This is a genomic window from Labrys wisconsinensis (assembly GCF_030814995.1).
Lineage (GTDB): Bacteria > Pseudomonadota > Alphaproteobacteria > Rhizobiales > Labraceae > Labrys > Labrys wisconsinensis.
The window spans coordinates 40,209-53,114 of sequence record NZ_JAUSVX010000010.1; the positions used below are offsets into that span (position 1 = coordinate 40,209).

Genomic DNA, 12,906 nt, shown 5'->3' on the forward strand with positions numbered 1-12,906 from the left:
GCCCCCACGCTCGCCGCCGGGGCGGAAGGCGGAGGGTCCCGATACTGTTCTCTGTAATTTAATTTCTTGCAAGCGGGAAATTTACGGCCGGGAAGGTCGATTCCATGTTGCTTTTTTTCACGAGCGGTCCTTCACTCCGCCTTCGACCCAGCAGCCAGCGATGCCGCGATGACCGAGCGCGACGCCCCGCCAGACCCTTTCCGCCTCGACGGGCGGCACGCGCTGATCACCGGCGCGGGCGGCGGCATCGGCCGGGCCCTGGTGGCGGCCTTCCGCGCCGCCGGCGCCACCGTGTCGGGCGCCGACCGCGAGGCCGCCCCGCTGGCGGAGCTCGACCTCGCCCAGCGCCTGGTGTTCGACCTCGCCGACGCCGCGGCCGCCAACGCCGCCGCGACGCGCTTCCTCGCCGAGGCCGGGCCGCCCGATATCCTGGTCAGCAATGCCGGCTACACCCGCGCCGAGACCCTGGGCCAGGTCGACGGCGCGGTGTGGGAGCGCGAGCTCGCCATCAACCTCTCCGGCGCCTTCCATCTCGCCGCGCCGATCGTCGCGGCCATGGCCGCGCGGGGCGGCGGGGCGGTGGTCTTCGTCGCCTCCGTCAACGGCCTCGCCCATTACGGCAACCCCGCCTATTCCGCCGCCAAGGCCGGCCTCATCGCCTATGCAAAGGCGATCGCGGTCGAGCGCGGCCGCAACGGCGTTCGCGCCAATGTCGTGTGCCCCGGCTCGGTGCGCACGCCGGCCTGGGACCACCGCTTCGCCCGCGACCCGGCGATCGCCGACCGGGTGCTGCCGCACTATCCGCTGCGGCGGATGGTGACGCCTGAGGAGGTGGCGCAGACGGTGCGCTTCCTCGCCTCCCCGGCCGCCTCCGGCATCACCGGGGCGGTGCTGCCGGTCGATGCCGGGCTGACGGCCGGCAACCTGCGCTTCGTCGACGACGTCCTCGGAGGTGCCTGAGATGGCGGCCCTGTCGATCCGCAAGCTGGTCAAGGCCTACGGCGCCACCCAGGTGCTGCATGGCATCGACCTCACCGTCGCCGACGGCGAGTTCGTGGTGCTGGTCGGCCCCTCCGGCTGCGGCAAGTCCACGCTGCTGCGCATGATCGCCGGGCTCGACGACATCTCCGCCGGCGAGATGTGGATCGGCGCGCGCCTCGCCAACGCCCTGCCGCCGCAGCAGCGCAACATCTCCATGGTGTTCCAGAGCTACGCCCTGTTCCCGCACATGGACGTGCGGCGCAATGTCGGCTTCGGCCCGCGCATCCGCCGCGAGGCGCCGGCCGTCATCGAGGCCAAGGTGCAGAAGGCGGCCGGGACCCTCAATCTCGGCGACTATCTCGCCCGCCTGCCGCGCCAGCTCTCCGGCGGCCAGCGCCAGCGCGTCGCCATGGGCCGCTCGATCGTGCGCGAGCCCGACCTGTTCCTGTTCGACGAGCCCCTGTCGAACCTCGACGCCAAGCTGCGCGTGCAGATGCGCACCGAGATCAAGGCGCTGCACCAGGCGCTGAAGACCACCATCGTCTACGTCACCCACGACCAGATCGAGGCCATGACCATGGCCGACCGCATCGTGGTGATGAACGGCGGCCGGGTCGAGCAGGTCGGCTCGCCGCTCGAGCTCTACGACCAGCCGGCCAACCGCTTCGTCGCCGGCTTCCTCGGCTCGCCGGCGATGAGCTTCATCCCGGGCGTGCTGGAGCGCGGCGACGGCGCCCCGCGCCTGCGCACCCGGGCCGGCTTCACCCTGCCGGTCGGCGAGACCGCGGCCGCCTCGGGCCAGGCGGTCGAGGTCGGCATCCGGCCGGAGCACTACCGCCTCGCCGAGGCCGGCGCGGGCTTTCCCTACCGGGTCGAGGTGATCGAGCCGACCGGCGCGGAGACCCATCTCTTCGGCGCCATCGCCGATACCCCGGTGCGCTGCGTCTTCCGCGAGCGCCTCGCCCTCGCCCCCGGCGACGTCCTGCCCCTCACCGCCGACCCCGCCCATGTCCACGTGTTCGACGCCGAGACCGGCGTGAGGTTGTGAGGGCGGCTGAGATGGGAGGAAGATCGCGTCGGAGGCCTGTGCGGGATCCTCATGGCCGGGCTTGTCCCGGCTATCCGCGCGAACGCCGCGCCCATCGAACGGCTCCCGACGCCTCCGCCTCCCGCCCCGCCTGACCCCCATGCCCGCCCCGCCCCTCGATATCGTCGCGCGCCTGCGGGAGATCGCCGAGCAGGGCAGCCGCTCCGACCAGCGCGTCGCCGCCACCATCCTGGCCGATCCGGACTTCGCCACCCATGCCGCCATCGCCCGCCTCGCCGCCCGGGCGGAGGTGAGCGAGCCGACGGTCACCCGCTTCTGCCGGGCGCTCGGCTGCGACGGGCTGCGCGACTTCAAGGTGCGCCTGGCGCAGGCCGTCGCCATGGCGGGCCGCTACCTCGCCGCCCCGGCCGAGGGGCGCGACGGCCGCATCCCCGACACCATCGCCGCCGGCGCCTGCGGCGCCATCGAGATGGTCTGCGCCGGCATCGACGCCGCCGATCTCGCCGAGGCCGGCCGCATCCTGGCTGCGGCGCGCATGGTGCGCGCCTACGGCTCCGGCGGCACCTCCTCGCTCGCCGCGGTCGAGATGGAGAACCGCCTGTTCCGGCTCGGCCTGATGGTCTCGGCCTGCAGCGACGGCGAGATGCAGCGCATGACCGCGGCGGCGGCCGACGCCGGCACCGTCATCCTCGCCTATTCCGTCTCGGGCGAGGTGCGGCCGCTGGTCGAGGCCGTCACCATCGCCGGCCATTACGGCGCGCACACCATCGCCGTCACCGCGCCGGGCTCGCCGCTCGCCGCCGCCGCCCGGCTGGTGCTGCCCTTCCGTGTCGACGAGGGCACCAACATCTACCGCCCCTCGCCCGCCCGCTACGCCCTGCTCGCCCTCACCGACATGCTGGCCATGGTGGTGGCCGAGCGCATCGGCGCCCCGGCGGTCGAGCGCATGCGGCGCATCCGCCACCACCAGGCGCTGGTCAAGCGCAACGCCCAGCATCTGCCGCTCGGAGACTGATCCCATGTTCGCCGCCGTCGAGACGCCCGCCGTCCTGATCGACCTCACCCTTGTCGAGCAGAACCTGCAGCGCGCCCAGGCCTATGCCGATGCGCACCGCCTCGCCCTGCGCCCGCACATCAAGACCCACAAGCTGGCGCGCTTCGCCCGCCGCCAGGTCGAGATCGGCGCGGTCGGCATCACCTGCCAGAAGCTCGGCGAGGCCGAAGTGATGGCCGATGCCGGGCTGACCGATATCTTCCTGCCTTACAACATCCTCGGCCAGGCCAAGCTCGCCCGGCTGAAGGCGCTGGCCGGGCGGGTTCGCCTGTCCGTGACCGCCGACAGCGCCGTCACCGTCGCCGGCCTCGCCGCGACCTTCACCGATGCCGGCGCCCCGCTCGCCGTGCTGGTCGAATGCGACACCGGCATGGGCCGCTGCGGCGTGCAGGCGCCGGCCGACGCCCTGGCGCTGGCGCGGACCATCGCCGCCGCGCCGGGCCTGCGCTTCGCCGGGCTGATGACCTATCCCGCCGCCGGCAAGGCCCAGGCCGCCGCAGCCTGGCTCGCCGAGGCGAAGGCGCTGCTGAGCGAGGCCGGCCTGCCGCCCGCCATCGTGTCCAGCGGCGGCACGCCGGACATGTGGCACGCCGCCGACGCCGCCGCTGTCGTGACCGAGTACCGGCCGGGCACCTATATCTATCTCGACCGCTACCAGGTGGCCAAGGGCGTCGGCAGCCTGGCGGATTGCGCGCTGACCGTGCTCGCCACCGTGGTCAGCCGCCCGACCGAGACCCGCGCCATCATCGATGCCGGCTCCAAGACGCTGACCAGCGACACGCTCGGCATGGACGGCTACGGCCTGGTGCTCGGCTATCCCGAGGCCGTCATCACCGGCCTCAGCGAGGAGCACGGCACCATCGACCTCTCCGCCTGCCCGGCCAGGCCCGCCATCGGCGAGCGCCTGCGCATCGTGCCTAACCATGCCTGCGTGGTGTCGAACCTGTTCGACCGCGTCGTGCTGGTGCGCGGCGACGACGTCGTGGAGACGGCGAAGGTCGATGCGCGGGGGCGGGTGGACTGAGGCGCCTCACCCCCTCAGCTCGTAGGCGCCTTCACGGCTCTCCGCCACCTGTCCGTCCCGCACGATCTCGACGCGGCCGAGATAGCGCCCGGCCGGCCAGGCCGGCTGGGTGCGCTTCTTGCCGACGAAGGAGACATAGGTCGCCTTGCTACGCTCCAGGGGATCGGAAAGGGTCGAGGCTGCGAACCCGGCCGGACCGGTCAGCGTCAGGCGCACCCGGTCACCGGCCTTCAGATTGATGAAGCGGCCATAGAAGATCAGGGCGGGACTCGCCGAGGCCGGACCGTCGACGGCGCCGCCGCGCAGCTCCAGCTCGCCCGGCGAGACCGGCGCGGCGGCAAAGCCCGTCTCGATGATCGCGCCGTCGCGATAGGCGAGCTGGGCTGCCGCCGCCGCGCTCCACAACGAAGCGGCCGCCGGCCCGGCGGGGCAGGCCGGCTTGTCGGCCATGGGGCCGGCGGTGAAAGGGTCGAGCACCGTGCCGGCACGCCGGACGGTCATGTGCACATGGGCGAAGGCGGCCATGCCGGAAGAACCGACCAGGCCGAGCGGCGCGCCGGCCGCGACCTCGTCGCCGACGCGCACCGAGACGCTGCCCTGCCGCATGTGGCAGAGCTGCACCTCCCAGCCGTCCGGGCCTGTCAGAACGACGCCGTTGCCGCATTCGCGCCTGGCGACGGCAGCCCGGTCCGCCTCGGTCGCGACGAGATGGTCGGGCATGTCGTTGCGCAGCGCCTTGATCCGTCCCGCCATCGGCGCCAGCACCCGCACCCCGGCCTCGGCCGCCCTGGCGGAGAGCAGGCGGATGTCGACGCCGTCATGGCCGTCATAGGTCTGGGCCCCGCAGCGATAGTCGAGCACGCCCGGCCCGGGGTCGTGGTCGACATATTGCTGGACGAAGCAGGTCTGCCCCACCGTGCAATCGAGCGGCAATCCGAGGCCCGGCGGCTTGGACTCGAAGGCGCAGAGGCCGATGGCAGCCAGGGCCAGGCCGAGGAGCCGCGCTGTCCGTCCAGACATCCTGCCTCCGCCCCGTCAATGCCGCTGCAGTCCTTATAGCCTGAGCCGATGACGTTACGGAAGAAAAACGACGGCAGGCTCACCCTGCCGAGCCTTGCTCGCGGAACCGGCGATCTCGTGGCTGCATTGCTTCCCGCGGCGCCGTTGCAGCGCGCCCTCACCCCACCTGAAACTCCGGATCGACCGGAATCTGCATCGCCGTGACCAGGGCATTGGTCTGCGACGCCATGCCGACCACCGCCAGGAACTCGCCGTGCTGGGCGTCGGTCAAGCCCTTGGCGCGGGCGGCGGCGGTATGGGAATGGACGCAGTAGGAGCAGCCGTTGACGGTGGAGACGGCGATGTAGACGAGCTCCTTGGTCAGGGGATCGAGCGCGCCCGGCGCCACCATCACCGCCTTGAGCGAGGCCCAGGTGCGCTCCAGCAGCGCCGCGTCATGCGCCAGCCCGCGCCAGAAATTGTTGACGAAGTCGGATTTGCGCGTGGCGCGGATGTCGTCGAACACCGCCTTGACCCGCGCGTCCCGCTCGACCTCGGCATCGCTCCAGAGCTTCACCGTCGCCATGTCAGCCGTCCCTTCCCGATGAACGCGATCGGGGCCGCGTCCGGCCCCGCCGCCATCTTCGGGCCCGCCGCCCCGCTTCGCAACGGCCCGGGACCGGCCTACGGCGCCGGCACCCCGCTCGGAGACGGCACGCCGGCCCGGATGCGCTGCGAGAAATCCGGCCCGAGCCCGCCGGCCCGCGCGCGCTCGTCGATATGCGCCCGGGCCCGCAACTCCGCCAGGGGCAGGCTGGTGTCGAGCACGCCGCGGTCATAGGCGTAGCCGGGCAGATAGCCGTTGACGATCAGGCGCCAGTCGAACGGCACCGAGGCGCCGACCGCGTGCATCATCTTGACCACCACCGTGGTGCAGTTCGACGTCAGGGAATTGTAGAATTGCGGGGTGGCCGCGAGGGCGTTGGCGTCGGCGACATATTCGAGCAGCAGGGCGCGGATCGCCGCCGGCGGCACCGCCAGGCGGTAGAGCTGCACGTCCTCGCCGCGCAGGTTGGAGCGCACGCCGACCACGTCGCGCTCCTCGGCGGCGACGATGACGAGCGGGTTGCTCTTGAACAGGTCGGCGATCGGCGAGAAAGCGCCGCCCCGGCTGCGGCGCACCTCGATCGACCAGGCGAGCTGCTCGCCGCCCTCGAAGCCGAAGCTCAGGATCAGATGCGCCATCTGCGGCCCGTCCCAGTAGGACAGGAAGAGGTCGAGGGTGCGGAGCCCGGCGAGGTCGTAGCGGCGCGTCTCCCAATGCTCCTCGGCCTCATCGCCCGTGCGCCAGGCGAAGGCGCGGACATTGGTCAGGGTCAGCATGTCGCCGTCGAGCGTGCCGGTGACCTGGCGGGCGACATCGGGGGCCCAGTCCGCCGCGGCCGGCGGCTCGATCGTCGACCACCAGACGAGCAGCATGGCGAAGACGGCGGCGAAGCCGAGCAGCGCCGGCCAGCGCCAGGCGCCGAAGAGCAGAGCGATGACGCCGAGGCCGAGCAGGGCGAAGGCCCCGGCCGCGAGCGCCCGCACCGGCTCCGGTGCCGGCAGGCGGTACCACAGGGCGAGCGCCCCCCAGGCGGACAGCAGGGCGACGGCGAGCGCCAGGAGGATGACAAGGGCGACCTCGACGGCTCGGCGCATTCCGCACTCTCCCAGGCAGTTCCCGACCATTGCCGATATGGGGAAACCCCACTCCCAGATGGGAGAGAGGTTCCCGTGTCGCTTCGATTCGATCGTTCTTCAACCTCGCCTCGGGACGTGCCGTCCCCATGACAACCGCCGCCCTACCCGATCCGCCAGCGTTGGAGCCCCTCCCGGCCCGCCTCCGGGATCGGCATCGGCCGGCGGGTGCCGAGGTCGATGACCACGATCACCGCCCGCGCCGCAGCGACGCAGGCCCCCGCGCCGAACAGCGCGTGGCGCAGGCGGATCGATGTGGTGCCGATCTGCTCCACACCGCTCGCCGCCTCGACCCGGCCGGGCCAGCGCAGCTCGCGGAAATAGTCGATCTCGAAACGGGCGAGGGAGAAGCCGGCCTGCGCGGGAAAGCCGAGGCCGGGGTCGAACAGCAGCGCGGCGCGGTTGCTCTCCATCAGCGAGGCGAAGGCGCCGTTGTTGACGTGGCCGAGCCGGTCCATGTCCTGGAAGCGCAGCTCGTGCTGCGTGCGCCAGGGAAAGCCGTCGATCGTGGGCGGGGATTCGCGCAAGGCCTGCTCCGATGCCGTCATTCGCTGCGGCGCATCAAAGCAGAAATCGCCGCGCCGGACATCATGGAGGGCGGGCCGAAGCCCGCCCCCCGCCTCACTCCACGATCCGGGTGACGATGCCCGAACCGATGGTGCGGTTGCCCTCGCGAATGGCGAAACGCGCATTCGCCTCCAGGGCCACCGGCTTGCCGAGCGCGACGGTGAAGGCCGCGGTCTCGCCCGGCATCACCCGATCGCGCTCGGCGCCGAGCTCGATCGCACCCATCACGTCCGTCGTCCGGAAGTAGAACTGCGGACGGTAGTTGCCGAAGAACGGCGTGCGGCGCCCGCCCTCGTCGGCCGACAGGATCCGGGCCTCCGCCTCGAAGCGCCGATGCGCCCTGAGGCTGCCGGGCGCGGCCAGCACCTGGCCGCGCTCGACCAGCCGGCGCTCGACCCCGCGCAGCAGGCAGCCGACATTGTCGCCGGCGATGCCCTGGTCGAGCACCTTCTGGAAGGTCTCCACCGAGGTCACCACCGTGCGCCGCGGCTCGCCGAGGCCGACGATCTCGACCTCGTCGCCCGCCCGCACGATGCCGCGCTCGACAAGGCCGGTGACGACCGTGCCGCGGCCGGGAATGGCGTGCACGCCCTCCACCGGCATCAGGAAGGGCCGGTCCTTCGGCCGCTCGGGCAGCGCGATATGGCTGTCCAGCGCCTCGAACAGGCGGATGATCGCCTCGTCCGCCAGCGGCCCCGTCTCGCCCGCCAGCGCCTTCATGGCCGAGCCCCGCACGAAGGGCGTCGCCGCCCCGTCATAGCCGTGCCGGGTCAGCAGGTCCCGCGTCTCGAGCTCGACCAGGTCGACGAGCATCTCGTCGGCGGCCGCATCGACCTTGTTGACGAACACGACGATGCGGGGCACGCCGATCTGGCGCGCCAGCAGGATGTGCTCGCGCGTCTGCGGCATTGGCCCGTCCAGCGCCGAGACCACCAGGATCGCCCCGTCCATCTGCGCCGCGCCGGTGATCATGGTCTTCACGTAGTCGGCGTGGCCGGGGCAGTCGACATGGGCATAGTGCCGGTTGGCCGTCGCGAACTCGACATGGCCGGCGGCGATGGTCAGGATCTTCGTGGCATCGCGCGTGCCCTGGGCGGCCGAGGCCTTCGCCACCTCGCGATAGGACACGAAGCGGCTCCAGCCGCGGTCGGCCGAGACGCGCGTCAGCGCCGCCGTCAGCGTGGTCTTGCCGTGGTCGACATGGCCGATCGTGCCCACGTTGCAATGGGGCAGGACGCGATGAAACTTCTCCTTCGCCATAGGACTTCTCCTGGCAGGCTCCCGAGCGGATCTTGAGCGATATCGACACCACGGGAGCCGTCCGGTGCCCGAGACCGCTTCTGCGGTCGGGCTTCGAAGGCTGCGTCAGGACAGACGGGCGTTCAGGCTCGAGGCAGAGCGAATGCGGCCGGGGAATCGAGGTCCCCGGTGATCGACAGCGATATGCGCTGCGACAGCCGCATGGTCAGGCGCCCTTTCGGCGTGGAGAACGGAGCGTGCGTGTAGCGGATCGGCCGGTGAAAGGCAAGGGTAGCCACAACAGGACGGCCGCCGGCGTCGGCAGCCCTGGCCGGAGGTCCCGGCCGGGTGCCTCGCCTCCGGCTCTTCAGGCTTTCCTGGTCGGTTTCCCGAAGCGCTTCGGGCTGCCCGGCACGCCCTTGTGCGGTCCGCGCGGCCCCTTGTGGTCGCGGGGGCCAGGCGGCGCGACGGCCGGCTCGATGCGCCCCTCCTTGCCCTCGCCGCCGGCGCGGACGGCCTCGACGAAGCGCTCGGCGGCGCCGGCCATCACCTCGAACTTGGTCTCGCGCTCGAAGATGCGGATGGCGCCGATGTCCTGCCGCTCGACGCCGCCGCGCCGGCAGAGCATCGGCAGGAGCCAGCGCGGATCGGCATTGTTGCGGCGCCCGACGGCGAGGCGGAACCAGACGGAGCCGCCCTCCCCGCGGGCCGGCTCGTCCTCCCGGTGCTCACGCGGCCGGGGCCCGCGCCCCTCCCCCACCTCACGGCCGGCGCCGGGATCGCCGATTTCCTCCGGCAGAGGGTGCTGCGCGCGATAGACCCTGACCAGCGCCGCGGCGATCTCCTCGGCCGGTCGCCGGGCCAGCAGGGCGCGGGCCGTGGCGAGGTCGTCCTCGCTCGCCGCCTCCGTCAGCAGCGGGTCGACCAGCAGCCGCTCCTGATCGAGCCGGCGGATCTCCTCGGCGCCCGGCGCCGCGGTCCAGTCGACGCGGATGCCCGCCTCGGCCAGCAGCCGTTCGGCCCGGCGGCGCTTCGACGGCGAGGCGAGGACGACGCTCACCCCCTTGCGGCCGGCCCGGCCGGTGCGGCCGCTGCGGTGCTGCAGCGCCTCGGCGTCGTGCGGAAGATCGGCGTGGATCACCAGGGCGAGATTGGGCAGGTCGATGCCGCGCGCCGCCACGTCGGTGGCGACGCAGACCCGGGCGCGGCCGTCGCGCAGGGCCTGCAGCGCCTGGTTGCGCTCGTGCTGGCCGAGCTCGCCCGACAGCGCCACCGCGGAAAAGCCGCGCTCGACGAGCGTCGCCTGCAGGTGGCGCACGGCCTCGCGCGTGTTGCAGAACACGATCGCGCCCGGCGCCTCGACGAAGCGCAGCACGTTGACCACCGCGCGCTCCACCTCCTGCCCGTGCACGCGCAGGGCGCGGTATTCGATGTCGGCATGGCCGCGCTCGTCGCCCGCGACGGCGATGCGCTGCGCCTCGCGCTGGTAGCGACGGGCGAGCGCCACGATGCCCTTGGGCAGGGTCGCCGAGAACAGCAGCGTGCGCCGCTCGGGCGGCGTCGCCTCGAGGATGAACTCCAGGTCCTCGCGAAAGCCCATGTCGAGCATCTCGTCGGCCTCGTCGAGCACCACGGCCTCGAGCGCCCCGACCTTGAGCGCGCCGCGCTCCAGGTGATCGCGCAGGCGCCCCGGCGTGCCGACGACGACATGCGCGCCCTCGGCGAGCGCCCGCTGCTCACGGCGCGGGTCCATGCCGCCGACGCAGGCAACCACCCGCCCTCCGGCGGCGGCATAGAGCCAGGCGAGCTCGCGCTGCACCTGCAGCGCCAGCTCGCGGGTCGGCGCCACCACCAGGGCCTGCGGCGCGCCGGCCGGGGCGAAAGCCTGCGCCTCGCCGAGCAGATCGGAGCCGATCGCCAGGCCATAGGCGACCGTCTTGCCGGAGCCGGTCTGCGCCGAGACCAGGAGATCGCGCTCGGGCGCTGCCTCCAGCACCGCGGCCTGGACGGGCGTCGCCTCGCTATAGTTGCGCTCGGCCAGCGCCTGGGACAGCGCCGGGTGAAGACTGGGCAGGAAGGTCACGTCGAAGCCTCGTTTGGGCGCCGGGCGAAGCAGGATTTCCGAACTCCGCCGACGGGGCGGCCTCGGAAATCCTGCAGACTTTCAAAGTTTCAGCAGAGTTTCGCCGCCGCGATCGGCCCTGCTCATAGAGCGTTTCGTCGCGGCGCGCCACCCACCCGGACAAAACCCTGCCGCCTCAGCACCATCCGGCCGATTCGCTCGAATTGTCGCGATCGGGTTAACCGACCCCCAGCAATTTGCCGGCCAAAGTGACGAAGAGCGCGTGCACGGGCGGGGCGCAGGCCTGCCGCGCAGTGCGCCGCGGTGCGGAGTATGCGTAGATGGCCGTGAATGCCCGCTGGCAGCTCACGCTTTCAACAGTCCTGGCATGGTCGGCCGCGCTCGCCCTGGCGCTCGTCGCGGGCTTCGCCTTCTCCGGCCAGGGCATCGTCGGCCTGCGCCTCGCGCCGGGCCTCGAGATCGGCGCGCTGCTGCTGACGCCGCGGGCTCGCTGGCGCGCTCTCGTTCCCGCCTTCGCCCTCGTCCATGCCGTGGTCATGGCGCGATATGGCGATGCCATGCCGCTGGCCATCGGATCGGGCGTGTCCGCCGCCCTGCTGAGCCTCGCCGCGGCCCACCTGCTCCAGCGCGACGGGACGTGGCTGGAGGGCCGCGCCGACGACCTCGCCGCCTGGGCTCGCTTCGCCGTGATCGCCATCGTCCTGGTGCCGGCGGTCGACGCGCTCTGGGGCCTGTTCCTGGTGCTGACCGCTGCATCCGCGCCGCCGGCTGCCGGCGCCCCGGCGATCTTCGGCGCCTGGTGGCTCGGCGATGCCCTCGGCGCCGCGATCCTGGTGCCGGCGCTGCTGCGGCTCGCGCCTGCCGCCCTCGCCCGCTGGCGTCCGGACCGGGCGGGCGAGGCCCTCGCCGCCCTGGCCGGTTTCGCGGCGCTCGCCGCCGCCGTCGCCGGCCAGGGCGCGGTGCTGCCGGTGCTGGTGCTGCCGCTCGCGCTGATCGCCCTCGCCTTCCGCCACGGCTCCGCCGGCCTGGCGGCGGGAACGGCGATCGCGACGCTGCTGGTGCTCGGCTTCACCCTGGCCGGCCGGGGGCCCTTCGCCGCCATGGCGGTCGGCGCCCCCGCCGCCGTGGCGCTTGCCCAAGCCTTCCTGCTCTCGGCCTTCGCCGCCGCCCTCGTGGTCGCCGCCCTCGGCGACGAGCGCCGCCGGCTGCAGCACCGCGACGCCATCGCTGCGGAGATCTACGAGCTCGTCGCCGCCCAGTCGGGCGACATGATGTTCGTCATCCGGTCCGACGGCTCGGGACGCTTCGTTTCGCCGGCCGCGGCCGACCTCCTCGGCGTACCTGCCGCCGCCCTGGCCGGGATCGACTGGTGCGGCCGGATCCATCCCAACGACAAGGCCGGGTACGAGACCGCCGTGGCCGCCATCGCCGCCGGGGAGGCGAGCGCCGGCTGCATCCTGCGCGTGCGCGACGCGGAGGGCGGCCACCGCTGGCTGGATGTGCGGCTGAAGCCGAGCCGCACCGCGGCGCGGGACGGCACGCCGCTCATCGTCGGGACGGCGCGCGACATCACCCTGCGCTGGCTGCGCGAGCAGCAGCTGGAGGCGGTGGCGACGACCGACGCGCTGACCGGCCTGCCCAACCGCCACAAGTTCAGCGAGCTGCGCCGGGCCGCCTGGCAGCACGCGGCCCGGACCGGCCAGGCGCTGTCGCTGATGATCGTCGACCTCGACCATTTCAAGGCCTACAACGACACCTATGGCCATGCCGAGGGCGACCGGTGCCTGGCCGCCGTCGCCCGCCTGATCGATGCCACCGTGGCTCGCACGGACGACATCTGTGCCCGCTTCGGCGGCGAGGAGTTCGTGGCGATCCTGCCGGACACGCCGAGCGACGGAGCGCTGCGCGTCGGCGAGCGCATCTGCCGGGCGGTCCGCGCCGCCGGCCTGCCCAACGCCGCCGGCCCCAAGGGGGTCGTCACCGTCAGTGTCGGCATCGCCACCATCGTCCCGGTCGGCGACGATGCCGGCGTGCTGTTCGAGGCCGCCGACGCCGCGCTCTATCGCGCCAAGGCCAATGGCCGCGACCAGGCCCATGTCACCGACCTCGACGACGTGGCGCCGCGCCGAGCCGCCCTTGCGGGGTGAGGAGCCGGATTTCCCGGCGCCTCC

General features: G+C 72.8%; 11 protein-coding genes. 5 read left to right on the forward strand and 6 right to left on the reverse strand.

Annotated features, from left to right (window positions below; genetic code table 11):
- Window positions 1–168: 168 nt before the first annotated feature.
- The 4 genes from QO011_RS23835 to QO011_RS23850 all read left to right on the forward strand — a co-directional run bounded on the left by QO011_RS23835 (window position 169) and on the right by QO011_RS23850 (window position 4,107).
- Window positions 169–960: an SDR family oxidoreductase gene (locus tag QO011_RS23835; protein WP_307277474.1), complete on the forward strand. Its 792-nt coding sequence runs from the start codon at window positions 169–171 to the stop codon at window positions 958–960.
- Between the two features lies 1 nt (window position 961).
- Window positions 962–2,029, forward strand: a complete 1,068-nt coding sequence (locus QO011_RS23840; RefSeq protein WP_307277476.1) for an ABC transporter ATP-binding protein — start codon at window positions 962–964, stop codon at window positions 2,027–2,029.
- 139 nt (window positions 2,030–2,168) lie between these two features.
- The gene (locus tag QO011_RS23845; RefSeq protein ID WP_307277478.1) at window positions 2,169–3,044 is read left to right on the forward strand and encodes a MurR/RpiR family transcriptional regulator; all 876 of its coding nucleotides are present in this window, start codon (window positions 2,169–2,171) and stop codon (window positions 3,042–3,044) included.
- Window positions 3,045–3,048: 4 nt separating this feature from the next.
- Window positions 3,049–4,107 (forward strand): D-TA family PLP-dependent enzyme, encoded by a 1,059-nt coding sequence (locus QO011_RS23850; protein WP_307277481.1) that lies wholly within the window; start codon window positions 3,049–3,051, stop codon window positions 4,105–4,107.
- Window positions 4,108–4,113: 6 nt separating this feature from the next.
- Here the strand turns inward: QO011_RS23850 and QO011_RS23855 are convergent, their stop codons facing one another.
- The 6 genes from QO011_RS23855 to QO011_RS23880 all read right to left on the reverse strand — a co-directional run bounded on the left by QO011_RS23855 (window position 4,114) and on the right by QO011_RS23880 (window position 10,735).
- Complete coding sequence (locus tag QO011_RS23855) at window positions 4,114–5,127, reverse strand: M23 family metallopeptidase (protein WP_307277484.1); 1,014 nt, start codon at window positions 5,125–5,127, stop codon at window positions 4,114–4,116.
- A 157-nt stretch (window positions 5,128–5,284) separates the two neighbouring features.
- Window positions 5,285–5,692 (reverse strand): carboxymuconolactone decarboxylase family protein, encoded by a 408-nt coding sequence (locus QO011_RS23860; RefSeq protein WP_307277487.1) that lies wholly within the window; start codon window positions 5,690–5,692, stop codon window positions 5,285–5,287.
- 98 nt (window positions 5,693–5,790) lie between these two features.
- Window positions 5,791–6,807, reverse strand: coding sequence for an Lnb N-terminal periplasmic domain-containing protein (locus QO011_RS23865; RefSeq protein ID WP_307277490.1), 1,017 nt, complete (start codon window positions 6,805–6,807; stop codon window positions 5,791–5,793).
- 143 nt (window positions 6,808–6,950) lie between these two features.
- On the reverse strand, window positions 6,951–7,373 hold the full coding sequence (locus QO011_RS23870) for an acyl-CoA thioesterase (RefSeq protein ID WP_307277492.1): 423 nt from the start codon (window positions 7,371–7,373) through the stop codon (window positions 6,951–6,953).
- Window positions 7,374–7,467: 94 nt separating this feature from the next.
- Window positions 7,468–8,673, reverse strand: coding sequence for an elongation factor Tu (gene tuf / locus QO011_RS23875; RefSeq protein ID WP_307277494.1), 1,206 nt, complete (start codon window positions 8,671–8,673; stop codon window positions 7,468–7,470).
- A gap of 346 nt (window positions 8,674–9,019) precedes the next feature.
- On the reverse strand, window positions 9,020–10,735 hold the full coding sequence (locus tag QO011_RS23880; protein WP_307277496.1) for a DEAD/DEAH box helicase: 1,716 nt from the start codon (window positions 10,733–10,735) through the stop codon (window positions 9,020–9,022).
- A 320-nt stretch (window positions 10,736–11,055) separates the two neighbouring features.
- Between QO011_RS23880 and QO011_RS23885 the strand changes: the two genes are divergently transcribed.
- The gene (locus QO011_RS23885; RefSeq protein WP_307277499.1) at window positions 11,056–12,882 is read left to right on the forward strand and encodes a bifunctional diguanylate cyclase/phosphodiesterase; all 1,827 of its coding nucleotides are present in this window, start codon (window positions 11,056–11,058) and stop codon (window positions 12,880–12,882) included.
- Window positions 12,883–12,906 lie beyond the last annotated feature (24 nt).

Excerpts from the sequence above, each read along its gene's own strand:
- QO011_RS23835 (WP_307277474.1), top strand. The coding sequence starts at position 169 with ATGACCGAGCGCGACGCCCCGCCAGACCCTTTCCGCCTCGACGGGCGG.
- QO011_RS23840 (WP_307277476.1), top strand. The coding sequence starts at position 962 with ATGGCGGCCCTGTCGATCCGCAAGCTGGTCAAGGCCTACGGCGCCACC.
- QO011_RS23845 (WP_307277478.1), top strand. The coding sequence starts at position 2,169 with ATGCCCGCCCCGCCCCTCGATATCGTCGCGCGCCTGCGGGAGATCGCC.
- QO011_RS23850 (WP_307277481.1), top strand. The coding sequence starts at position 3,049 with ATGTTCGCCGCCGTCGAGACGCCCGCCGTCCTGATCGACCTCACCCTT.
- QO011_RS23855 (WP_307277484.1), bottom strand. The coding sequence starts at position 5,127 with ATGTCTGGACGGACAGCGCGGCTCCTCGGCCTGGCCCTGGCTGCCATC.
- QO011_RS23860 (WP_307277487.1), bottom strand. The coding sequence starts at position 5,692 with ATGGCGACGGTGAAGCTCTGGAGCGATGCCGAGGTCGAGCGGGACGCG.
- QO011_RS23865 (WP_307277490.1), bottom strand. The coding sequence starts at position 6,807 with ATGCGCCGAGCCGTCGAGGTCGCCCTTGTCATCCTCCTGGCGCTCGCC.
- tuf (WP_307277494.1), bottom strand. The coding sequence starts at position 8,673 with ATGGCGAAGGAGAAGTTTCATCGCGTCCTGCCCCATTGCAACGTGGGC.
- QO011_RS23885 (WP_307277499.1), top strand. The coding sequence starts at position 11,056 with ATGGCCGTGAATGCCCGCTGGCAGCTCACGCTTTCAACAGTCCTGGCA.